The sequence below is a fragment of the Streptomyces sp. IBSBF 3136 genome (genome assembly GCF_036815105.1).
Lineage (GTDB): Bacteria > Actinomycetota > Actinomycetes > Streptomycetales > Streptomycetaceae > Streptomyces.
In genome coordinates this window covers 1-21,382 of sequence record NZ_JAJSZC010000070.1, presented here as the reverse complement: position 1 = coordinate 21,382, position 21,382 = coordinate 1, and the positions used below count along the sequence as shown (strand labels likewise).

Below are 21,382 nucleotides of genomic sequence, written 5' to 3'. Positions count from 1 at the left end.
GATCTCACCCGACCGGCACCGCCGCGCCCGGCGGCGCCAGTGAGGTCGTCGGGGCGGCCGCCGTGCAGGATGGGTGTATGGACCTTCGAATCTTCACCGAGCCCCAGCAGGGGGCCACGTACGACACCTTGCTCACCGTGGCGAAGGCCACCGAGGACCTCGGGTTCGACGCCTTCTTCCGTTCCGACCACTACCTGCGGATGGGCAGCGTGGACGGTCTGCCGGGCCCCACGGACGCCTGGATCACCCTGGCCGGGCTGGCCCGCGAGACCCGGCGCATCCGTCTCGGCACCCTGATGACGGCCGGCACCTTCCGGCTGCCGGGCGTGCTCGCCATCCAGGTCGCCCAGGTCGACCAGATGTCCGGCGGCCGGGTCGAACTGGGCCTGGGCGCAGGCTGGTTCGAGGAGGAGCACAAGGCGTACGGCATCCCGTTCCCCAAGGAGAAGTTCGCCCGCCTGGAGGAGCAGCTGGAGATCGTCACCGGGCTCTGGGCGACCAAGACCGGCGAGACCTTCGACTTCCACGGCCGCTACTACGACCTCACCGAATCACCCGCGCTGCCCAAGCCGGCGCAGACGCGGATCCCGGTGATCATCGGCGGTCATGGCGCGACCCGCACCCCGCGGCTCGCGGCCCGGTTCGCGGACGAGTTCAACATCCCCTTCGCCTCCGTCGAGGACAGCGAGCGGCAGTTCGGCCGGGTGCGCGCCGCCGCCGAGGAGGCGGGGCGCCGGGCGGACGAGCTGACGTACTCCAACGCGCTCGTGGCGTGCGTGGGCAGGGACGAACAGGAGGTGGCCCGGCGCGCGGCCGCGATCGGGCGTGAGGTGGACGAGCTGAAGGCCAACGGCCTGGCCGGTTCCCCGGCCGAGGTCGTCGACAGGATCGGCCGGTACGCCGAGATCGGGTCCCGGCGGATCTACCTCCAGATCCTCGACCTCGACGACCTCGACCACCTGGAGCTGATCGCCGGCCAGGTCCAGTCGCAGCTCTCGTAGTACCCCGCCACGGGGCCGGCCGGGTCAGTGCCCGGCCGGCCTTCGCCGGCGACCTAGGCCGGCGGTCCCGCGTCAGCGGATGTGCGCGAAGCCGTAGTCCAGGATCTTCTTGGCGTCCTTGAACCGCTCGTCCACCGACGTGTCGGCGAGCACGGTCCCCACCACGGTCTTTCCGCCCCGGGTCGCCGCGAACACCAGGCAGAACTTCGCCTCCGGGCCCGAGCCGGTCTTCACGCCGATCGCGCCCCGGTAGGAGCCGAGCAGCGTGTTGGTGTTCTGCCACGGGTCCATGGTGTGCGTACCGCCGCCCGGCCGGTACGACGCCATGTCGTCGTACGTCTTGGTGCCGACGACCTTCTTGAACGTCTTGTTCTTCAGGGCGACGGCGGCCAGCTTGGCCAGATCACGCGGGGACGCGTGGTTGTTGCCGTTGGACACCCCGTCGAAGGAGTCGAAGTAGGTGTTGTTCAGGCCGAGTTCGTGCGCCTTGCGGTTCATCTGGGTGATGAACGACTTCGTGCGCTGCTGGGTCGTCGCGCCGGTCCCGTAGGTGTCCGCGAGGGCGTAGGCCGCGTCGCAGCCCGACGGCAGCAGCAGCCCGTACAGCAGGTCGCGCACCTTCATCGAGTCGCCGAGGATCAGCTTCGCGCTGGAGTAGCGCTGGCCGCCCGTCGCCGGGTCGATGACGTAGTCCGTGTACTCCTTCTTGATCTTCACCTTCTTGTCGAGGTTCAGGTGCGGCTGCGACAGCACCACGAGCGCCGTCATGATCTTCGTTGTGGAACCCGTCCGCAGCGGCCCGTCCGACGCCTTGCCGAAAAGCTGCTTCGACGTGGCCGCGTTCATCGCGTACGCGCCCTGAGCGGACACCTGCGGCGCGGCGGCGGGCTGGGCGGCGGCCGCCTGGGCCGGAGCGGCTGCCTGGGCCGGAGCGGCCGCGAGGACGCCCGTGCTCAGGACGGCTCCGGCCACCACCGCGACGGCACCTCTCGCCGTGACGCTTCTGCCGACTCCTGCTCGGTCGGTGGTCATGGTTCCCCCTTCTGTCAGTGGTCAGTTGACGGTGAGTCAGTCCATCAGGTCCTGCGGTGGGGAGCCATGGTGCAGATCACAGGAACCGGGGCGATGTGCGCGCCCTGTGATCCGCATGTGCCGGAACTGTGGGCTCCATCACGGCGCGTACGCCCCGGGCCTGCTCGGATGGCCGGGTGCGCAAAGTGCTGCCTCTCCTCCTCACCGGCCTGCTGGCCGCGTCCGCATGCCAGTTCACCGGTCAGGACGACGCCGGTGACCGGGCCCGTCGCCTCAACACCCGGACGTCGTTCCCGCTGAACGCCTACATACCGGACCCGTCGTCGGACGGCGGAAAGGCCTTCGGCAAGGCGCAGTGGATCCTCGCCAAGCGGTGCATGGTCCGGCTCGGCTTCCCCGGCTTCGCGACACTCGCCACCGAGGCCGTCGAGTCCACGTACCCGGTCCAGCGAGGCGTTCCCGAGAGCCACGGCCCGCTCGGCGACGACCGGCCCTACGGCGTGGACGACCCCGACCGGGCGGCCGAGGACGGCTACCGCGGCCGGCCCGACGACGGCTCCACCCAGCCCATGGAATGGTCCGCCGACCAGTACCTCGCCCTCACCGGCGCATCCGGATCCGGCGAAAGCCGCCGCGCCCACGGGCACCTCATTCCCGACGGTGGCTGCCTCGGGCAGGCCGGACGGAAGATCCACGGCCCCGCGCCCGCGCCGGCGAAGATCGGCGGCCTGACGCTCACCGGCTTCTACTCGCCCGCCATGCAGCTCTGGTACACCTCCCGCCGGCAGGCGCGGAAGGACCCGGCCTGGAAGAAGGCCGACCGCGACTGGTCCGCCTGCATGAAGGAGCAGGGCTTCCACTACCCGGCCCCGGAGAAGGCGGCCGTGGACACCGCCTGGTTCGGGACCGAGGAGCCGTCGAAGAAGGAGAAGAAGACGGCGGCCGCCGACGCCGGGTGCAAGCTCGACACCGACTACATCGGCACCGTGCACGCCCTCGAGGTCCGCGCGCAGAAGGCGGCCATCAGCAAGCACAGGAAGGAACTGGCCGACACGCGCGCGGCGGACCGCCGAGCCGTCGAGCGCGCCCGGGCCATCGTCGCCAAGGACGACAAGGAGTCCTGAACGGGGAGGCGTCCTCCGCCGGAGGGCGCCGGGGCCTGAGGCGTCCCGGCGGAAGGAAGCCCGGGCCGGGGCGGCTTTTGCCGAGAGGCGCCCCACCCTGAAGGCGCCTCCGCCGGAAGGCACCGGGGCCTGAGGCCTCCCGTCGGAAGGCACCCGGCCCGAGGCGCCCGCCGGAAGAGAGGCCGGCCCGAGGCGTCCTCCGCCGGAAGGAGCCCCGCTCAGAAGGCCCCCTGCCGGAAGGCAGCCCGACACGAAGGCGCCCTGCCGGAAGGAAGCCCGGCCCGAGACGTCCCAAGCCGAAAGGCACCAGGGCCTGAGGCCCCACCGCCGAAAGGCGCCGCCACTCGAACGCGGCCCACCATCGGAGGGCGCCGCCACTCGAACGCGGCCCCACCGACGGAGGGCGCCGACGCTCGGATGCGCCCCGTCGGAAGGCGTCGTGCCGGTCGGGCGGGGATGTCGGTCTTCGTGGGAAAACCGGTGGTCGCGGGGGCGTGGGCGGGGGAGACTCGGCCTTGTGTTCCTGACGATATCCACGCGCGGCACCGCCGCCCTCCCGGCCACCGACCTCGGGTTCCTGCTGCACAAGCACCCCGACAAGGCGCAGACGTTCTCCACCTCCTACGGCACCGCCCATGTCCTCTACCCCGAGGCGGACGCCGAGCGGTGCACGGCCGCGCTGCTGCTGGAGGTCGACACGGTCGCGCTGGTCCGCCGGGGCAAGGGCAAGGGCCGCGGCGGAGCACCCGACGCGGCACTCGCGCAGTACGTCAACGACCGCCCCTACGCGGCCTCCTCGCTGCTCGCCGTCGCCCTGAGCGCCGTGTTCTCCAGCGCCCTGCGCGGGGTGTGCAACGCCCGCCCGGAGCGGGCCGCAGCGCCCCTGCCGCTGCGCATCGAGGTGCCCGCACTGCCCGCCCGCGGCGGCCCCACCCTCGTACGACGGCTCTTCGAGCCGCTCGGCTGGACGGTGACCGCCGAACCGGTCGCCCTCGACACCGAGTTCCCCCAGTGGGGCGACTCGCGGTACGTGCGGCTCGTCCTGGAGTCGGAGGCGCTCACCCTCGCCGAGGCGCTGCGCCACCTGTACGTCCTGCTGCCGGTCCTCGACGACGCCAAGCACTACTGGGTCTCCCCCGACGAGGTCGACAAGCTGCTGCGGGCCGGTGAGGGCTGGCTGCCCACACACCCCGAGCAGAAGCTGATCACCAGCCGATACCTCTCCCGCCGCTGGTCCCTGACCCGGCAGGCGATGGAGCGGTTGGAGCTGGTGCGCCTCGCCGAGGCCGACGACAGCGAGGTCGAGTCGATCGACAACGCCGTCGAGGAGGAGACGGAGGCGGAGGAGAGGCCGACTCCGCTCGCCGTGCTGCGCCGGGAGGCGATCGTCGCCGCCCTGCGCGCGGCCGGGGCGGCCCGCGTCCTCGACCTCGGCTGCGGCCAGGGCCAGCTGGTGCAGGAACTGCTCAGGGACGTCCGGTTCACGGAGGTCGTCGGCGTCGACGTCTCCGTGCGGGCCCTCACCATCGCCTCGCGGCGGCTGAAGCTCGACCGCATGGGGGAGCGCCAGGCCTCCCGGGTCCAGTTGCTGCAGGGCTCCCTCGCCTACACCGACAAGCGGCTCAAGGGCTACGACGCGGCCGTGCTCAGCGAGGTGATCGAGCACCTCGACCAGCCCCGGCTGCCGGCCCTGGAGTACGCCGTGTTCGGGCACGCCCGCCCGCGGACGGTCCTGGTCACCACCCCCAACGTCGAGTACAACGTCCGCTGGGAGACCCTGCCCGCCGGACACGTCCGGCACGGCGACCACCGCTTCGAGTGGACCCGCGAGGAGTTCCGCGCCTGGGCCCGCGCCGTCGCCGAACGGCACGGCTACGAGGTCGCGTTCACCCCCGTCGGCCCGGACGACCCCGAGGTGGGGCCGCCCACCCAGATGGCCGTCTTCCACCGCCACGACGACACCGAGAAGGAGGCGAAGGCAGCATGACCGAGAACAGCACGACCGAGAACAGCACGACCGGGACCCGCGCGGGGCGCGTCCTCCCCGTCACCGACCTGTCCCTGGTCGTCCTCGTCGGCGCCTCCGGCTCCGGCAAGTCGACCTTCGCCCGCAGGCACTTCAAGCCCACCGAGGTGATCTCCTCCGACTTCTGCCGCGGCCTGGTCGCCGACGACGAGAACGACCAGAGCGCCTCCGGGGACGCCTTCGACGTCCTGCACTACATCGCCGGCAAGCGGCTCGCCGCAGGCCGCCGTACCGTCGTCGACGCCACCAGCGTGCAGCAGGACAGCAGGCGCGGGCTCGTCGAACTGGCCAAGAAGTACGACGTGCTGTCCATCGTCATCGTGCTGGACGTCCCCGAGGAGGTGTGCGCCGAGCGCAACGTCGCCCGCACCGACCGCGCCGACATGCCCCGCCGGGTCATCCAGCGGCACATCCGGGAGCTGCGCCGCTCGCTGCGGCACCTTGAGCGCGAGGGCTTCCGCAAGGTGCACGTCCTGCGCGGGACCGAGGAGGTCGAGGCCGCCACCGTCGTCACCGAGAAGCGGTTCAACGACCTGACCCACCTCACCGGCCCGTTCGACGTCATCGGTGACGTCCACGGCTGCTCGGCCGAGCTCGAGGCGCTGCTCACCAAGCTCGGCTACACCGACGGCGCGCACCCCGAGGGCCGCACCGCGGTGTTCGTGGGCGACCTGGTCGACCGCGGTCCGGACACCCCGGGCGTGCTGCGCCGGGTGATGTCGATGGTGAAGCACGGCCACGCGCTGTGCGTGCCCGGCAACCACGAGAACAAGTACGGGCGGTTCCTCAAGGGCCGCAAGGTCCAGCACACCCACGGGCTCGCCGAGACCATCGAGCAGATGGAGGGCGAGAGCGAGGAGTTCAGGGCCGAGGTGCGCCGCTTCCTGGACGGCCTCGTCAGCCACTACGTCCTCGACGGCGGCAAGCTCGTCGTCTGCCACGCCGGGCTGCCCGAGAAGTACCACGGCCGCACCTCGGGACGGGTCCGCTCGCACGCCCTGTACGGCGAGACCACCGGGGAGACCGACGAGTTCGGGCTGCCCGTGCGCTACCCGTGGGCCGAGGACTACCGGGGCCGCGCGGCGGTGGTCTACGGGCACACCCCGGTCCCGGAGGCCACCTGGCTCAACAACACCATCTGCCTGGACACCGGCGCGGTCTTCGGCGGCAAGCTGACCGCGCTGCGCTGGCCGGAGCGCGAGCTGGTCGACGTACCCGCCGAGCGGGTCTGGTACGAGCCGGCGCGGCCGCTGCGCAGCGAGGCGCCCGGCGGCCAGGACGGGCGGCCGCTGGACCTCGCGGACGTGTACGGCCGCAGGGCCGTGGAGACCCGGCACGCCGGCCGGGTCGCGGTCCGCGAGGAGAACGCGGCGGCGGCGCTCGAGGTCATGAGCCGCTTCGCCGTCGACCCGCGCCTGCTGCCGTACCTGCCGCCGACCATGGCGCCCACGGCGACCAGCCGCGTCGACGGCTACCTGGAGCACCCGGTCGAGGCGTTCGCCCAGTACGCGGCGGACGGGGTGCCGCGGGTCGTGTGCGAGGAGAAGCACATGGGCTCGCGGGCCGTGGCCCTGGTGTGCCGGGACGCGGACGCGGCCCGCGCGCGCTTCGGCGTGGACGGCCCCGGCGGGGCGCTGTACACCCGAACCGGGCGGCCGTTCTTCGACGACGAGAAGGTGACCGAGGAGATCCTCGGCCGGCTGCGCTCGGCCGTCGGGGACGCGGGCCTGTGGGAGGAGCTGAACACCGACTGGCTCCTGCTGGACGCCGAGCTGATGCCCTGGTCGCTGAAGGCCTCCGGTCTGCTGCGCAGCCAGTACGCGGCGGTCGGTGCGGCCTCGGCGGCGGTGTTCCCGGGCGCGCTCGCCGCGCTGGAGGCCGCCGCCGCGCGCGGCACCGACGTGGGCGGCCTGCTGGAGCGGCAGCGCGGCCGGGCCGCCGACGCGGCCGCGTTCACCGACGCCTACCGGCGCTACTGCTGGACGACCGACGGCCTGGAGGGGGTCCGTCTGGCACCCTTCCAGCTCCTGGCCGTCCAGGGCCGCAGCCTCGCCGCCCTCCCGCACGACGAGCAACTGGCTTTGCTCGACCGCCTGGTGGAGCACGACGGCACCGGGCTGCTGCAGACCACCCGGCGGCTGTACGTCGACACGGGCGACCCCGAGTCGGTGCGGGCCGGCGTCGACTGGTGGCTGGAGATGACCGGCCGCGGCGGTGAGGGCATGGTCGTCAAGCCGCTCGGCGCGCTGGTGCGCGACGAGCAGGGGCGGCTGGTGCAGCCCGGCATCAAGTGCCGGGGCCGCGAGTACCTGCGGATCATCTACGGCCCCGAGTACACCCGGCCGGACAACCTGGACCGGCTGCGGCAGCGGTTCCTGAACCACAAGCGGTCGCTGGCGATCCGCGAGTACGCCCTCGGCCTCGAGGCCCTGGACCGGCTCGCGGGCGGCGAGCCGCTGTGGCGGGTGCACGAGGCGGTGTTCGGGGTGCTCGCCCTGGAGTCGGAGCCGGTGGACCCGCGTCTGTGACCTCGCGGACACGGAACGCCCTTGTGTCGTACACACCTCTGTCCATATGGTGGACGGCCTTGCGACACAAGGGTGTTCGAACGTGCGGAGGGGGAGCGGTGGAGACCGTGGAGACGCGGAGCGAGCGGCCGGAGGGGGCGGGCATGGAGATCAAGAAGGTCGTGGTCCGCGAGGACCGGAGCACCAGCCGCAGGCCGGCGATCCTGGAGAAGCGGCCGACCCGCTGACCATGCGCGTTCACCTGGTCACGATGCCCTGGCATCCGCTGGACCTCCCCTCGCTGCAACTGGGCCTGCTGAACCGGCTGGTGCGGCGGGCCCGCCCGGACGCCGAGGTGACCGAGTTCCACGGCTCGCTGCGCTGGGCGGAGTACCTGCTGGAGCACTCCGGGGGACGGTTGCGGCCGGGCGACTGCGTGGCGGTCGGCTCCGACGCGATCTTCCACGGCCTCGGCGACTGGGTCTTCTCCGGCGTCCTGTACGACGACCCCGGCTGGGGCCTGGCCCGGCTGCGGGACTACGCGGCCCGGCGGGACGTGCCCGTCGCCACGGCCGTCGACATGCGCCCGTACGCCGCCGGGTTCATCGACCTGTGCGCGAGCTTGATCCTGGCGGCCGAGCCGGACGTCGTCGGGTTCACCAGCACGTTCATGCAGAACGTGGCGTCCCTCGCGCTCGCCCGCGAACTCAAGCGCCGCAGGCCCGCGTTGACCGTGGTGTTCGGGGGCAGCAACTGCGACGGGCCGATGGGCCACGCCCTGCACCGCAACCATCCCTTCGTGGACCACGTGGTGCGCGGCGAGGCCGAGTACGCCTTCCCGGCCCTGCTGCGGCACCTGGCCGAGGGCACCGTGCCGGTGGACGTGCCCGGCCTGTGCTGGTGGGACGGAGCGGTGTCGCGGGCCAACATCGAGACCCGGCGGACCGTGGCGCCGGCCGACATCCCCTCGCCCGACTACGACCAGTGGCAGACCGCCCTGGACGCGTCCGCGGTGCGGGAGTACATCCACCCGAAGCTGGTGGTCGAGGGCGCCCGCGGCTGCTGGTGGGGGGAGAAGCACCACTGCACCTTCTGCGGGCTGAACGGGTCCGCCATGGCCTTCCGCGCCAAGCCGGGCGAGCGGCTGTGGGAGGAACTCGACCGGCTGGTCCGCCGCCACCGCATCCTCGACGTGGTGACCGTCGACAACATCATCGACATGGCCTACTTCCGCGACTTCCTGCCCCGGGTCGCCGGCAGCGGCTGGGACCTCAGGCTGCACTACGAGGTCAAGTCCAACCTCACCCCCGGCCAGCTGAGGCTGCTCGGCGAGTCGGGCACCGTGCACATCCAGCCCGGCATCGAGAGCCTGGGCAGCCGGGTCCTCGACCTGATGGACAAGGGCGTCACCGGCGCCCGCAACGTGCGCACCCTGCGCGAGTGCGAGAACCACGCGCTGACCTGCTCCTGGAACCTGCTCTACGGCTTCCCCGGCGAGACGGCGGACGACTACGCGCCGGTCGTGGACCAGCTCCCCGCCCTGGTCCACCTCCAGCCGCCGAGCGGCGCGCACCGCATCCAGCTGGAGCGGTTCAGCCCGCACTTCACCGACCCCGGCCTCGGCTTCGGCAAGCGCCGCCCGGCCGAGATGTACCAGCACGTGTACGACCTGCCCGAGGGCGAACTCGCCGACATGGTCTACCTCTTCGACACCGACGACGCGGGCCTCGCGGGCCCGGCGGAGCGCCGGCTGCGCGAGGCCGTGGCCGCGTGGCGGGCCGGACACGCGCGCTCCCGGCTGCTGTTCGAGGCGGACGGCGCGGACCTGCTGGTGCGCGACCGGCGGCACGGGTGGCCGCCGGCCACCCACCGCTTCACCGGCTGGCGCGCGGCGGCCATGCGCCGCCTGGAGGACGGCCGTACGGTGCCCGCGCTGCACCGGCTGCTGACAGGGGACGGCCACGACGTGCCGGCCGGCGCCCTCGACGGCTGGGTCCGGCACGCCCTCCGCCTCGGCCTGCTGTTCCGGGACGGCGGCACCTACGTCTCGCTCCCCACCTGGGGCGAGCCGGTCCGGCTGCCGGAGGGCGCCGTAGGCACCGCCCCGCAGGACCCCGCCCACGGGATCCTCTACCACCGGCGCGGGCCCGGCTTCGTCAGCGTCATCGACCGCAGGGAGCCCGGCACCACGGTCCGGCTCACCCTCGACCACCCCGACCTGGTCGCCACCTTCGACCTGCTGACCACGCCCACCCCCCTGGCCGGTCTGGACACCGTCCAGCGCGCGGCCGTCGACCTGCTCACCGCCGAACGCCTCGTACGGATCGACAACGGTCTGGCCACGGCCCTGCCCCCACGCATCGACCGGTGGCCGGTGCCGTGCACGGCGATCTGAGGGTCGCTGCCGGTTCACTGGACGACGAGGTCGCGATCGTCCCGATCGCCCACGAGCGAGAGACGGTCGCCGATGCAGGCGACGGCGATGAGGCCGCCGAGCAGGACCCGGCCGATGACTCCACCCTCGTCGACAGGGCCCATCATCGGGCTGCTCGGCCGCGTGAAGGATGTCCGCAACACGGTGATGCACTTCAACGCGCCGTCACTCAGGGCCGAACAACTCGACCTGCTCGACAGCTCCGTCTCCATGTTGCGCCTGTACGACCCTGACTACGGGGCGACCAGTAGGGGCTGGACCACATAGCGCGCGGTCCTGACCGGCTGCCCTCGCAGGAATGGACACAGCGTGCAGGACTGCTGCCTCGGCCTCAACGGGGCGGAGCGGTCAGATCTTGATCACGGTCGCGCGTCCGCCGCAGAGGGCAGTGAGGTCCTCTGGATCGGAGGTGAGGACGGTGACCGGGCCTGGCGCGGCCAGAGCGGTGGCGGTGAGCATGGCGTCGATGGCGTGCTTGTGGCCGTGAAGGCCGGCGTTGGCGAGGAGGGCGGCGGCGTGGCGGGCAATCGGCTCGGTGATCGGTTCGACGACCAAGCGGGAGAGCGTCCATTCCAGGGCCGGGCGGTTGATGCGGGGGTGGACCACTTCGACCAGGGCGGCCGCCGAGGTGATCACTCGGTGATCGTCGACGCGGGCCAGAGCGAGCCAGCCGGTGATCGTACGGTCGCGCAGGACGGCCTTGGCCAATCCTTCGCTGTCGAGGACGAGGGTGCCGCCGGGGACCGCGGGGGAGCGGGTCACGCGGCGTCGGCCCCGTGCCGTGCCTGCTCGCGTCGTGCCTGGGCGAGTTGGTCACGCAGGGCCTGGATCTCCTCGGCCGTGACGGGTCCGTGCTCGGCCTCGGCGACGGTGATCAGTTCGTTGAGGTTGTCTCGTTCGATCTGACGGGCCACGGCCGCGGCCACGTAGGCAGACAGGCCGGAGGGACCGCTGCGGGCCTTGGCGGCTTCCGCGATGTCGCGCGGCATGGTGATCGAGTACTTGCCGGTAGGCTCACTCATGCTACCTATCCTACCTGTCATCCTCCGAGGCGTGCTGGGCGGTGTTTCCGCACGGTTCCGCCGGGGGCTGACGGCTGAGTCGGAGCGCATGTCGGGGCCCTGGTCAATGAGCAATGCTCCGAGTCACCCCACCAGCCGAGCGGCCGTTGCACCGCGATCTGAACGCGGAGCCAGGCTTCCTCACCCCACCAACCGCAACCGCCGGTCGCAGATGCCGACGCGGACCGTCTGACCCCAGGTGAGCTGGAGGGCGTCGCTCTCGATGCCGTCGCCGAACGCGATCAGCCGGTCGGACTCCACCGTGAGCGAGAGGGAGGCCGTGGCCCGGAGGCGGCCGGCCACCAGGGTGGTGCCGGTGGCCGGGGAGGGCCACGCCTCCCGGACGAACCACAGCAGGCCGTCCTCGGTGGGGGAGGGCAGCGGCAGCGCGCCGCCCCGCTCCTGCCAGACCGAGCGCAGCCAGCCGGTGGCGCCGGTGCCGGTGCCGACCAGCACTCCGGAGGAGGCCTGGGCCTCGACGGCACCCCCGTCGCCGTCGAGGCCCAGGCGGTAGCGGGCGGTCTGGTGGCCGGGAGTGCCGAGGTAGATCTCGTTGAGCGCCACCAGCCGCTGGGTGTCGTCGGCGACGGCCTCGACCATGGTGAGTTCGTCCACCGCGGTCCCGGCCGCCGCCAGCAGCTTCGCCGCGTCCGCCGGGCGGTGCCGTACCAGCACTCCGGGATTGCGCCCGGGGTCGGTGTCGATGCCGATCACCGGCTGGCCCGTCAGGTACTTGGCGGCGTTGGCCACCAGCCCGTCCTGGCCCACGACGACGACCACGTCCTCCGGGGCGAACAGGAACCGGTCGAGGTCGGCGCGCTCCACCCGGGCCTGGCGCCAGGTCAGCGGCACCGCGGCGGCCACCTCGGCCAGGGCGCCCCGGGCCCTGCGGTGGCGTTCGGCGACCTCCTCGATGTCCCGGCCCCGGGAGGCGAGGAAGAAGGCGGCCTGGCCGTGCGTGCCGTGCCGGGCCACCAGCTCCTCGTACTCGGTGGTGCGATGGACCAGGACGGCCCGCCGGGCGAGGCTCACCGGGCGCCCTCGGAGTCGCCGCCGAGCTTCGCCAGCAGCCCGGTCAGCACGTCGGGGGAGACGGTCACGCTGTCGATGCGCGGCAGGTTCTCGGCGAGCCGGGTCGCGGTGAGGGCCCGCAGGGTCGTCGTCCCGTCGACCCCGGCCTCGGTGTGCACCCGCAGCCAGGCCGCCTGTGCCTGCGCCCGCGCCTCCCCGACCTCGCGCGCGGCCTCGGCCTCCGCGCGGGCGAGCTGCCGGGAGCGGGCCGCCTCCGCCTCGGCGAGCTTCAGCGTCCGGGCCGCCTCGGCCTCGGCGAGCCCCACCGAGCGGGTGGCCTCGGCCTCGGCCAGCTTCACCGACCGGGCCGCCTCCGCCTCGGCGCGCACCGCGTCCGCGGCCGCCTGCTCCTCGGCCTCGCGGCGCGCGTTGGTGCCGCGCTGCTCGACCAGTCGTTCCTCGCGGCGGGCCAGTTCGATCTTGCTGGCCAGCTCGTTCTCGGCGATGGCGCGTTCGCGCTCGACCGCCACGGCCCGCCGTTCGTAGGTGGCGCGGTCGGCCTCCTGCTGGATCTGTTCCCGGGCGGGGGTGCGCAGCGCCCGCTCCACCTCCGGTTCGGGCCGCAGCGCCATCACGCGGACCGCGACCACCTCGATGCCGGTGGCCGGCAGCCGTGGCTCGGCGCCCAGGCCGGCCGCGACCCGCTCGCGCACCGCGGCCACCCCGTCCACCAGCGCCGCCGCGAGAGGCGTGCGCGCCAGCACGTCCAGCGCGTGCTGCTGGGCCGTCTCGGTGAGCAGGGTGCCGAGCTGGTCCAGCGGGGTGCCCCGCCAGGCGCCGGTGTCCGGGTCGATCGAGAAGTCGAGGCGGGCGGCGGCGACGGCCGGGTCGGCGATCCGGTAGGTGACCGTCGCCTGCACCGAGACGTCCTGGAAGTCGGAGGTGCGGGCGTGGAAGGTCATCGCCAGCTCCCGGTCGTCGACCGGCACCTCGGAGAGCGCGGCCGTCAGCGGGCGGAACCAGAAGCTGAGCCCGGTCCCGTCGTGGACCAGCGCGCCGGAGCGGTGGTGCCGTATGTGCGCCGTGGGCGCCCCGCGCAGATGGCGCCAGCCCAGGCGCCGGGTGATGTCGGCCATGGATCCCCTCGCTTTTCGTCATGAGGACGATAAGCGGGACCCTCGGTTCTCGTCAAGAGGACGAAAACAGGAAGTGCCGGAAACGGTCGATGGGAGCGTGAAGACGGTCGTCCCCGGCCAGGATGGAGGCATGGCATACCACGTCCACTCCGAGGCCGGGCGACTGCGCCGCGTGATACTGCACCGGCCCGACCTCGAGCTCAAAAGGCTCACGCCCAGCAACAAGGACGCCCTCCTCTTCGACGACGTGCTGTGGGTGCGCCGGGCGCGCGCCGAGCACGACGGGTTCGCCGACGTCCTGCGTGACCGGGGGGTCGCCGTCCACCTCTTCGGTGACCTGCTCACCGAGACCCTGGAGCTCCCGGAGGCGCGCTCCCTCGTCCTCGACCGGGTCTTCGACGAGAAGGAGTACGGCCCGCTCGCCACCGACCACCTGCGCGCCGCCTTCGAGACGCTGCCGGCGCGCGAACTGGCCGAGGCCCTGGTGGGCGGCATGACCAAGCGGGAGTTCCTCGAGGCGCACGCGGAGCCGACCTCCGTGCGGTTCCACGTGATGGACCTCGACGACTTCCTGCTCGGCCCGCTCCCCAACCACCTCTTCACCCGTGACACCTCCGCCTGGATCTACGACGGGGTGGCCATCAACGCCATGCGCCGGCCCGCCCGGCAGCGGGAGGCCGTGCACTTCGAGGCGATCTACCGGCACCACCCGCTGTTCCGCGACGAGACGTTCCGGGTCTGGTCCCGCGGGCAGGCCGACTACCCCTCCACCATCGAGGGCGGCGACGTCCTGGTGATCGGCAACGGCGCCGTCCTCATCGGCATGAGCGAGCGCACCACCCCGCAGGCCGTGGAGATGCTGGCGCACAAGCTGTTCGCGGCGGGGTCCGCGTCCACGATCGTCGCGCTCGACATGCCCAAGCGGCGGGCCTTCATGCACCTCGACACCGTGATGACCATGGTCGACGGCGACACCTTCACCCAGTACGCCGGGCTCGGCATGCTGCGCTCCTACACCATCGAGCCGGGCGCGGGCGAGCAGGAGCTGAAGGTCACCGACCATCCGCCGGAGCACATGCACCGCGCGATCGCGGCCGCGCTGGGACTCGGCGAGATCCGGGTGCTGACCGCCACCCAGGACGTGCACGCGGCCGAGCGCGAGCAGTGGGACGACGGCTGCAACGTGCTCGCCGTGGAACCGGGCGTCGTCGTCGCCTACGAACGCAACTCCACCACCAACACCCATCTGCGCAAACAGGGCATCGAGGTGATCGAGATCCCCGGTAGCGAGCTGGGCCGGGGCAGGGGCGGCCCGCGCTGCATGAGCTGCCCCGTCGAGCGTGAGGCGGTGTGACCGACCGGACGCGCATGGACCGCATATAAATGCTAAGGATCGTATAGAATTCCAGGGTCCCCAGTCGTCGTACCTTTGGAGCGCCCCCATGGCGACCGTCCCGACCGCTCTCGCCGGCCGTCACTTCCTCAAGGAGCTGGACTTCACCGAGGAGGAGTTCCGCGGTCTGGTCGAGCTGGCCGCCGAGCTGAAGGCCGCCAAGAAGGCCGGGACCGAGCCGCAGTACCTGCGCGGCCGCAACATCGCGCTGATCTTCGAGAAGACCTCGACGCGCACCCGCTGCGCGTTCGAGGTCGCCGCCGCCGACCAGGGCGCCCACACCACGTACCTGGACCCCTCGGGCTCGCAGATCGGCCACAAGGAGTCGGTGAGGGACACCGCCCGGGTCCTCGGCCGGATGTTCGACGCCATCGAGTACCGGGGCGACAGCCAGGCCGGTGTCGAGGAACTGGCCGCGCACGCCGGCGTGCCCGTCTACAACGGGCTCACGGACGACTGGCACCCCACCCAGATGCTCGCCGACGTGCTCACCATGACCGAGCACGGCACCCGGCCGCTGAAGGAGACCGCCTTCGCCTACCTCGGCGACGCCCGCTTCAACATGGGCAACTCCTACCTGGTCACCGGTGCCCTGCTCGGGATGGACGTGCGGATCGTCGCACCCAAGTCCTACTGGCCGGCCCAGGAGATCGTGGACCGCGCCCGGGAGCTCGCCGAGACCTCCGGGGCACGGATCACGCTCACCGAGGACGTCGCCGAGGGCGTCGCGGGCGCCGACTTCGTCGCCACCGACGTCTGGGTCTCGATGGGCGAGCCCAAGACGGTGTGGGACGAGCGGATCACGGCCCTCGCCCCGTACGCCGTCACGATGGACGTCCTGCGCGCCACCGGCAACCCGGACGTGAAGTTCCTGCACTGCCTGCCGGCCTTCCACGACCTCGGCACCAAGGTCGGGCGGGAGATCCACGAGAGCCACGGCCTGACCTCGCTCGAGGTCACCGACGAGGTCTTCGAGTCGGCTCACTCCGTCGTCTTCGACGAGGCGGAGAACCGGCTGCACACCATCAAGGCCGTGCTGGTCGCCACCCTCGCCTGAGTCGTTTTATCCTGACCGGCGGCCCTCGGACCACCCTTCCGGGGCCGCCGCCGCGACCGGGGAAACCCCCCGCAGGTCGCCCGCACCACCAGAAACGAGCACCACCCGCATGCCCGCCTCCCGCATCAAGTCCCCGCACCTGCTCGTCGCCGAATCCGGCGCCGACCGCGAGGGCCACGGCCTCAAGCGCACCATGGGCCTCTTCCAGCTCATCTGTTTCGGCGTCGGCGCCATCGTCGGCACCGGCATCTTCGTCGGCCTCTCCGACTCCGTCGCCCAGGCCGGGCCCGCCGTGGTCGTCTCCTTCGTGCTGGCCGCGATCACCTGCGTCTTCACCGCCCTCTCCTTCGCCGAGCTGGGCGGCGCGATCCCGGTCTCCGGCTCCTCGTACTCCTTCGCCTACGCGGGCCTGGGCGAGTCCACCGCCTTCCTGGTCGGCTGGTGCCTGCTGCTGGAGTACGGCATCTCCATCTCGGCCGTCGCGGTCGGCTGGAGCCAGTACGTCAACGAACTGCTGCACAGCCTCACCGGCTGGCAGCTCCCGGCCGCGCTCTCCGCCGGTCCCGGCGACCACGGGATCGTGAACCTGCCCGCCGTCATCGTCATCGCGATGGCGTCCGTGCTGCTGGTGCGCGGGGTGCGGGAGAGCGCCGGGGCGACCGCCGCCATGGCCGCCGTGAAGCTGGTCATCCTGCTGGCCTTCTGCGCCATCGGCTACAGCGCCTTCAAGCACGGCAACCTCACCCCGTTCTCCCCGGCCGGCCTCGGCGGCATCGGCGCGGGCACCACCGCCGCGTTCTTCTCCTACATCGGCTTCGACGCCATCACCACGGCCGGCGAGGAGGCGAAGAACCCGCGCCGGGACATCCCCGTCGCCATCCTCGTCTGCATGGGCCTGGTCACCCTGCTGTACTGCGCGGTCGCGCTGGCCGCGATCGGCGCCATCGGCGGCCACCAGGTCGCCGACCGGCCCGCCGCGCTGTCGTACGTCGTCAACCAGGTCACCGGCTCCACCGTCGGCGGCGGGGTCATCGCCTTCGGCGCGGTCGTCGCCATCGCCTCCGTCGTGCTCGCCGTGATGTACGGCCAGACCCGCATCCTGATGTCGATGTCCCGGGACGGCCTGATCCCGCGCGTCTTCGAGAAGGTCTCCCCGCGGACCTCCACCCCGGTGGCCGGCACGCTGATCGTCGCCGTCGTCTTCGCCGTCCCGGCGGCCTTCGCCTCGCTCGACGCGGTGATGAACCTGTGCACCATCGGCACGCTCGCCGTCATGGCCGTCGTCAACATCACCGTGATCGCCCTGCGCCGCCGCGAACCGGGCCTCGACCGCAGCTTCCGGGTGCCGCTCTACCCCGTGGGCCCGCTGCTGGGCGTCGGCTTCTGCCTGTACCTGATGTACGAGACCGGCTGGCGGACCTGGATCCAGTTCGCGCTGTTCCTCGTGGCCGGCCTGGTCGTCTACCTCGCCTACGGGCGCCGGCACTCCACGCTGGCGCGACCGGTCCCCGAGATCACGCCGGCCGCCGCTGAGCGGGAACCACAGGCAGTCTGAACCACACCGCCTTGCCCGACGGGGTGGGGCGGTGACCGCAGGACGAACTGAGCGCACGGATCAGCAGCAGTCCGCGCCCGCCCTCCTGCCAGACGTCGGGCTCCTCGATCACCGGACGGGTCAGATGACCGGGCGGCGCCGGGTCCGGGTCGTGCACCTCGACCTGGCAGCCGCTCGGCAACAGCTCCACCACCAGCTCGATCGGGCCGCGGCCGGCCGTGTGCTCCACCGCGTTGGCCACCAGCTCCGCCGTCAGCAGCTCCGCGGTGTCGCTGTCGGCCGGGTGCTCCACCTCGGCGATGGCCGTACGCACCAGAGCACGGGCCACCGGCACCGCGGCGGCGGTGTGCGGCAGCGCGATGCGCCAGGAGGCCGGTCCGGTGGGGCGTTCGTGCAAGGCGAGTCCGTTCATGGAGCAGGCTGTCCTGCTTTCGACTAGGGAATGGTACGGGCCCGGCCGCACGGGACGGCCGCCGGGCGCCGCTCGGGACCGTCGGCCCCGGTACCGGGCGGCTTACCCACGAGGACGCCCCGCCTCGCCCCGCCCGGCCCACTGTTACGACGCTGTCGACGACCGGTGACGCCCGTGACCGGACCGGGCCGCCCTCACCGCGTTGTCGCGCCATCGTGACGACAGTCACGAACGGGTGATAGCTTTTCCGGGTAGCGCACGTGAGGCACCGCCCCCCTAGGAGGCCGCACGTCATGAGTCCCTTCACCGGCTCCGCCGCCCGCACCCGCGACTGGGAGCACCTGCGGGTCCAGCACGCCGACGGGGTCGCCACCGTCACCCTCGACCGGCCCGCCAAACTCAACGCCCTCACCTTCGGCGCCTACGCCGACCTGCGTGACCTCCTCGCCGAGCTGTCCCGGGAGCGGTCCGTGCGCGCCCTGGTGCTCGCCGGCGAGGGCCGCGGCTTCTGCTCCGGCGGCGACGTGGACGAGATCATCGGCGCCACCCTGGCCATGGACACCGCCCAGCTGCTCGACTTCAACCGGATGACCGGGCAGGTCGTACGCGCGGTCCGTGAGTGCCCGTTCCCGGTGATCGCCGCCGTGCACGGGGTGGCGGCCGGCGCCGGCGCCGTCCTGGCGCTCGCGGCCGACTTCCGGGTCGCCGACCCCTCCGCCCGGTTCGCCTTCCTCTTCACCCGGGTCGGCCTGTCCGGCGGCGACATGGGCGCGGCCTACCTGCTGCCCCGGGTCGTCGGCCTCGGCCACGCCACCCGGCTGCTGATGCTGGGCGAGCAGGTACGGGCACCCGAGGCCGAGCGCATCGGCCTGATCAGCGTGCTCACCGAGGAGGGCGGGGCCGACGCGGCCGCCGCCGCGCTGGCCCGCCGCCTCGCCGACGGCCCGGCGCTCGCACACGCGCAGACGAAGGCGCTGCTGACGGCGGAACTCGACATGCCGCTGGCGGCCTCCGTGGAGCTGGACGCCTCGACCCAGGCCCTGCTGATGAACGGCGAGGACTACGCGGAGTTCCACGCCGCGTTCCGGGAGAAGCGGCCCCCGAAATGGCGGGGGCGGTGACCGTGCGGCGCATCGCGATCATCGGCGGCGGACCCGGCGGTCTCTACGCGGCCGCGCTGCTGAAGCGGCTCGACCCCGCCCGGGAGATCACCGTCTGGGAACGCAACGCCCCCGACGAGACCTTCGGCTTCGGCGTGGTGCTCTCCGACGAGACCCTCGGCGGCATCGAACACGCCGACCCCGTCGTGTACGCGGCCCTGAAGAAGGAGTTCGTCCGCTGGGACGACATCGACATCGTGCACCGGGGAGTGCGCCACCGCTCCGGCGGCCACGGATTCGCCGCGCTCGGCCGCCGCCGGCTCCTGCGGGTCCTGCACGAGCGCTGCCGCTCGCTCGGCGTGGAGCTGCGCTTCGGCACCGAGGCGCCGCCCCTCGACGAACTTCGCGCGCGGCACGACCTGGTCGTCGCCGCCGACGGCGTGCGCAGCACCACCCGCGCGGCCCTCGCCGACGCCTTCCGCCCCCAGGTGACCGAGCATCGCTGCCGGTACATCTGGCTGGCCGCCGACTTCGCCTTCGACGCCTTCCGCTTCGAGATCACCGAGACCGAGCACGGCGTCATGCAACTGCACGGCTACCCCTACGCCCGCCCGTCTCCCGACCACCACCCCTCAACGAGGCCCTGCGGGCCGCCGCATGCATCCGGCGCCTCCACCGTCATCGTCGAGATGCGCGAGGAGGTCTGGCGGGCGGCGGGGCTCGACCGGGCCGGCCCGCAGGAGTCCGTGGAGCGCTGCGCCAAGATCTTCGCCGACCCCCTCGGCGGACGGCCGCTGCGCTCCAACAACTCGGCCTGGACCACCTTCCGCACGGTCGTCACCGAGCACTGGTCGCACGACAACGTCGTCCTGCTCGGCGACGCGGCCCACACCGCCCACTTCTCCATCGGCTCCGGCACCAAGCTCGCCGTGGAGGACGCGCTCGCACTCGCCGCGTGCCTGGCGGAACAGCCCGACGTGCCCGCTGCCCTGGCCGCCTACGAGGAGGAGCGCAGGCCCGTCGTCGCCTCCACCCAGCGGGCCGCCCGGGCCAGCCTGGAGTGGTTCGAGGACCTGGACCGGTACCTCGGCCAGCCGCCCCGCCAGTTCGCCTTCAACCTGCTCACCCGCAGCCGCCGGGTCACCCACGACAACCTCCGGCTGCGCGACGCCCACTTCACCGAGGCCGTCGAGCGCGAGTTCGGCTGCCCGCCGGGCACGCCCCCGATGTTCACCCCGTTCCGGCTGCACGGCCTGACCCTGCGCAACCGGGTCGTCGTGTCGCCCACGGACCTGTACTCGGCCGTCGACGGCGTCCCCGGCGACTTCCACCTGGTCCACCTCGGCGCCCGCGCCCTCGGCGGCGCCGGCCTGGTGATGACCGAGATGGTGTGCGTCAGCGAGGAGGGGCGCATCACCCCGGGCTGCACCGGCCTCTACACCGCGCGCCAGGGCGAGGCGTGGCGGCGGATCACCGACTTCGTGCACACCCAGGCGCCGGGCACGGCGATCGGCGTGCAGCTCGGCCACTCCGGGCGCAAGGGCTCGACCAGGCTGATGTGGGAGGGCATGGACGAACCACTGCCCGACGGCAACTGGCCGCTGGTGGCCGCCTCCCCGCTGCCGTACCGGCCGGACGGCCAGATCCCGCGCGAGCTGTCCCGGGCCCAGCTCACCGACGTCCGTGAGCAGTTCGCGGCGGCCGCCTGGCGGGCCGCACGGGCCGGCTTCGACCTGCTCGAACTGCACTGCGCGCACGGCTACCTGCTGTCCGGCTTCCTCTCCCCGCTCACCAACCGGCGCACCGACGCCTACGGCGGCTCGCTGGAGAAGCGGCTGCGGTTCCCGCTGGAGGTGTTCGACGCGGTACGCGGCGTGTGGCCGGACGAGCGGCCCATGACCGTCCGTATCTCGGCCACCGACTGGGCCGAGGGCGGCACCACCGCCGAGGAGGCGGTGGCGATCGCCCGGGCCTTCGCCGCCCACGGCGCCGACGCGATCGACGTCTCGACCGGTCAGGTCGTGGCCGGGGAACGGCCGGAGTTCGGGCGGTCGTACCAGACACCGTTCGCCGACCGCATCCGGCACGAGGTCCGCGTCCCGGTGATCGCCGTCGGCGCGATCTCCTCCTGGGACGACGTCAACTCCCTGATCCTGGCCGGGCGCACCGACCTGTGCGCCCTGGCCCGCCCGCACCTGTACGACCCGCACTGGACCCTGCACGCGGCGGCCGAACAGGGCTACCGGGGGCCCGGCGTGGTCTGGCCCGCGCCCTATCGGGCGGGCAGCAGGCGCCCCCAGACCGGCCGCACGGACGGGCCGAGGCCGCGGCTGGCGCTCGATCCGGTCACTGGCGTCCCGCCCGCTTCGGACGGTTCCTGAACCGACCCCGGGCCGAGCGGCACCAGGCCCCTGCCCGAGCACTCCGGGCAGGGACCGCAGCCATGGCTGCGGCTGCGCGCATGCGGCTACGGCTACGGCTGCGCGGACACGGTCACGGCCCGTCCCCGGACCCGGCCCCCACGAACCCGGCC

Annotated in this window: 18 protein-coding genes; 11 read left to right on the top strand and 7 right to left on the bottom strand. The window is 72.7% G+C overall.

The features are described from left to right. The first annotated feature begins 77 nt into the window (after positions 1 to 77). Positions 78 to 1,001: an LLM class F420-dependent oxidoreductase gene (locus V7E45_RS17435; RefSeq protein ID WP_333775092.1), complete on the top strand. Its 924-nt coding sequence runs from the start codon at positions 78 to 80 to the stop codon at positions 999 to 1,001. A gap of 72 nt (positions 1,002 to 1,073) precedes the next feature. On the opposite strand, the gene V7E45_RS17430 is transcribed toward V7E45_RS17435, so the two are convergent. Beyond that, positions 1,074 to 2,033 (bottom strand): D-alanyl-D-alanine carboxypeptidase family protein, encoded by a 960-nt coding sequence (locus V7E45_RS17430; protein ID WP_333775091.1) that lies wholly within the window; start codon positions 2,031 to 2,033, stop codon positions 1,074 to 1,076. Positions 2,034 to 2,218: 185 nt separating this feature from the next. Between V7E45_RS17430 and V7E45_RS17425 the strand changes: the two genes are divergently transcribed. From V7E45_RS17425 to V7E45_RS17410, 4 genes are all read left to right on the top strand, one after another. Further along, the gene (locus V7E45_RS17425) at positions 2,219 to 3,157 is read left to right on the top strand and encodes a hypothetical protein (protein ID WP_333775090.1); all 939 of its coding nucleotides are present in this window, start codon (positions 2,219 to 2,221) and stop codon (positions 3,155 to 3,157) included. 517 nt (positions 3,158 to 3,674) lie between these two features. After that, on the top strand, positions 3,675 to 5,144 hold the full coding sequence (locus V7E45_RS17420; RefSeq protein WP_333775089.1) for a 3' terminal RNA ribose 2'-O-methyltransferase Hen1: 1,470 nt from the start codon (positions 3,675 to 3,677) through the stop codon (positions 5,142 to 5,144). After that, positions 5,141 to 7,711 (top strand): polynucleotide kinase-phosphatase, encoded by a 2,571-nt coding sequence (locus V7E45_RS17415; RefSeq protein ID WP_333775088.1) that lies wholly within the window; start codon positions 5,141 to 5,143, stop codon positions 7,709 to 7,711. Before V7E45_RS17420 ends, V7E45_RS17415 begins: the two co-directional genes overlap by 4 nt. 229 nt (positions 7,712 to 7,940) lie before the next feature. Continuing rightward, a complete protein-coding gene (locus V7E45_RS17410) occupies positions 7,941 to 10,085 on the top strand; it encodes a RiPP maturation radical SAM C-methyltransferase (RefSeq protein ID WP_333775087.1) in 2,145 nt (714 codons plus the stop codon). Positions 10,086 to 10,099: 14 nt separating this feature from the next. On the opposite strand, the gene V7E45_RS17405 is transcribed toward V7E45_RS17410, so the two are convergent. After that, positions 10,100 to 10,231 carry a hypothetical protein gene (locus V7E45_RS17405; RefSeq protein ID WP_333775086.1) on the bottom strand — a complete coding sequence of 44 codons (132 nt, stop codon included), beginning with the start codon at positions 10,229 to 10,231 and terminating at the stop codon, positions 10,100 to 10,102. A 16-nt stretch (positions 10,232 to 10,247) separates the two neighbouring features. Between V7E45_RS17405 and V7E45_RS17400 the strand changes: the two genes are divergently transcribed. Continuing rightward, complete coding sequence (locus tag V7E45_RS17400; protein WP_333775085.1) at positions 10,248 to 10,391, top strand: hypothetical protein; 144 nt, start codon at positions 10,248 to 10,250, stop codon at positions 10,389 to 10,391. Between the two features lie 81 nt (positions 10,392 to 10,472). Here V7E45_RS17400 and V7E45_RS17395 read toward each other — a convergent pair whose 3' ends face one another. The 4 genes from V7E45_RS17395 to V7E45_RS17380 form a co-directional block, all read right to left on the bottom strand. Next, positions 10,473 to 10,886, bottom strand: a complete 414-nt coding sequence (locus tag V7E45_RS17395; protein WP_333775084.1) for a PIN domain-containing protein — start codon at positions 10,884 to 10,886, stop codon at positions 10,473 to 10,475. Then, the gene (locus tag V7E45_RS17390; protein WP_333775083.1) at positions 10,883 to 11,146 is read right to left on the bottom strand and encodes a CopG family transcriptional regulator; all 264 of its coding nucleotides are present in this window, start codon (positions 11,144 to 11,146) and stop codon (positions 10,883 to 10,885) included. Before V7E45_RS17390 ends, V7E45_RS17395 begins: the two co-directional genes overlap by 4 nt. A gap of 180 nt (positions 11,147 to 11,326) precedes the next feature. Continuing rightward, positions 11,327 to 12,217, bottom strand: coding sequence for a hypothetical protein (locus V7E45_RS17385; protein WP_333775082.1), 891 nt, complete (start codon positions 12,215 to 12,217; stop codon positions 11,327 to 11,329). Continuing rightward, the gene (locus tag V7E45_RS17380; RefSeq protein WP_333775081.1) at positions 12,214 to 13,332 is read right to left on the bottom strand and encodes an SPFH domain-containing protein; all 1,119 of its coding nucleotides are present in this window, start codon (positions 13,330 to 13,332) and stop codon (positions 12,214 to 12,216) included. Before V7E45_RS17380 ends, V7E45_RS17385 begins: the two co-directional genes overlap by 4 nt. A 130-nt stretch (positions 13,333 to 13,462) precedes the next feature. Between V7E45_RS17380 and V7E45_RS17375 the strand changes: the two genes are divergently transcribed. The 3 genes from V7E45_RS17375 (at position 13,463) to V7E45_RS17365 (ending at position 17,337) form a co-directional block, all read left to right on the top strand. Beyond that, positions 13,463 to 14,686 carry an arginine deiminase gene (locus tag V7E45_RS17375; protein ID WP_333775080.1) on the top strand — a complete coding sequence of 408 codons (1,224 nt, stop codon included), beginning with the start codon at positions 13,463 to 13,465 and terminating at the stop codon, positions 14,684 to 14,686. Positions 14,687 to 14,774: 88 nt separating this feature from the next. Then, positions 14,775 to 15,782, top strand: coding sequence for an ornithine carbamoyltransferase (argF, locus tag V7E45_RS17370; protein ID WP_333775079.1), 1,008 nt, complete (start codon positions 14,775 to 14,777; stop codon positions 15,780 to 15,782). Between the two features lie 109 nt (positions 15,783 to 15,891). Further along, positions 15,892 to 17,337 carry an amino acid permease gene (locus V7E45_RS17365; protein ID WP_333775078.1) on the top strand — a complete coding sequence of 482 codons (1,446 nt, stop codon included), beginning with the start codon at positions 15,892 to 15,894 and terminating at the stop codon, positions 17,335 to 17,337. On the opposite strand, the gene V7E45_RS17360 is transcribed toward V7E45_RS17365, so the two are convergent. Then, positions 17,297 to 17,749 (bottom strand): ATP-binding protein, encoded by a 453-nt coding sequence (locus tag V7E45_RS17360; RefSeq protein ID WP_333775077.1) that lies wholly within the window; start codon positions 17,747 to 17,749, stop codon positions 17,297 to 17,299. The two genes, V7E45_RS17365 and V7E45_RS17360, sit on opposite strands and share 41 nt — an antisense overlap. A gap of 293 nt (positions 17,750 to 18,042) precedes the next feature. Between V7E45_RS17360 and V7E45_RS17355 the strand changes: the two genes are divergently transcribed. Then, positions 18,043 to 18,870, top strand: coding sequence for an enoyl-CoA hydratase family protein (locus V7E45_RS17355; protein WP_333775076.1), 828 nt, complete (start codon positions 18,043 to 18,045; stop codon positions 18,868 to 18,870). Continuing rightward, the gene (locus V7E45_RS17350; RefSeq protein ID WP_333775075.1) at positions 18,855 to 21,230 is read left to right on the top strand and encodes a bifunctional salicylyl-CoA 5-hydroxylase/oxidoreductase; all 2,376 of its coding nucleotides are present in this window, start codon (positions 18,855 to 18,857) and stop codon (positions 21,228 to 21,230) included. Before V7E45_RS17355 ends, V7E45_RS17350 begins: the two co-directional genes overlap by 16 nt. Positions 21,231 to 21,382: the final 152 nt, after the last annotated feature.

What these genes read in the sequence shown, in the direction of transcription:
- V7E45_RS17435 (WP_333775092.1), top strand. Translation starts at nt 78, where the DNA reads ATGGACCTTCGAATCTTCACCGAGCCCCAGCAGGGGGCCACGTACGAC.
- V7E45_RS17430 (WP_333775091.1), bottom strand. Translation starts at nt 2,033, where the DNA reads ATGACCACCGACCGAGCAGGAGTCGGCAGAAGCGTCACGGCGAGAGGT.
- V7E45_RS17415 (WP_333775088.1), top strand. Translation starts at nt 5,141, where the DNA reads ATGACCGAGAACAGCACGACCGAGAACAGCACGACCGGGACCCGCGCG.
- V7E45_RS17410 (WP_333775087.1), top strand. Translation starts at nt 7,941, where the DNA reads ATGCGCGTTCACCTGGTCACGATGCCCTGGCATCCGCTGGACCTCCCC.
- V7E45_RS17405 (WP_333775086.1), bottom strand. Translation starts at nt 10,231, where the DNA reads ATGATGGGCCCTGTCGACGAGGGTGGAGTCATCGGCCGGGTCCTGCTC.
- V7E45_RS17390 (WP_333775083.1), bottom strand. Translation starts at nt 11,146, where the DNA reads ATGAGTGAGCCTACCGGCAAGTACTCGATCACCATGCCGCGCGACATC.
- V7E45_RS17380 (WP_333775081.1), bottom strand. Translation starts at nt 13,332, where the DNA reads ATGGCCGACATCACCCGGCGCCTGGGCTGGCGCCATCTGCGCGGGGCG.
- V7E45_RS17375 (WP_333775080.1), top strand. Translation starts at nt 13,463, where the DNA reads ATGGCATACCACGTCCACTCCGAGGCCGGGCGACTGCGCCGCGTGATA.
- argF (WP_333775079.1), top strand. Translation starts at nt 14,775, where the DNA reads ATGGCGACCGTCCCGACCGCTCTCGCCGGCCGTCACTTCCTCAAGGAG.
- V7E45_RS17365 (WP_333775078.1), top strand. Translation starts at nt 15,892, where the DNA reads ATGCCCGCCTCCCGCATCAAGTCCCCGCACCTGCTCGTCGCCGAATCC.
- V7E45_RS17360 (WP_333775077.1), bottom strand. Translation starts at nt 17,749, where the DNA reads ATGAACGGACTCGCCTTGCACGAACGCCCCACCGGACCGGCCTCCTGG.
- V7E45_RS17355 (WP_333775076.1), top strand. Translation starts at nt 18,043, where the DNA reads ATGAGTCCCTTCACCGGCTCCGCCGCCCGCACCCGCGACTGGGAGCAC.
- V7E45_RS17350 (WP_333775075.1), top strand. Translation starts at nt 18,855, where the DNA reads ATGGCGGGGGCGGTGACCGTGCGGCGCATCGCGATCATCGGCGGCGGA.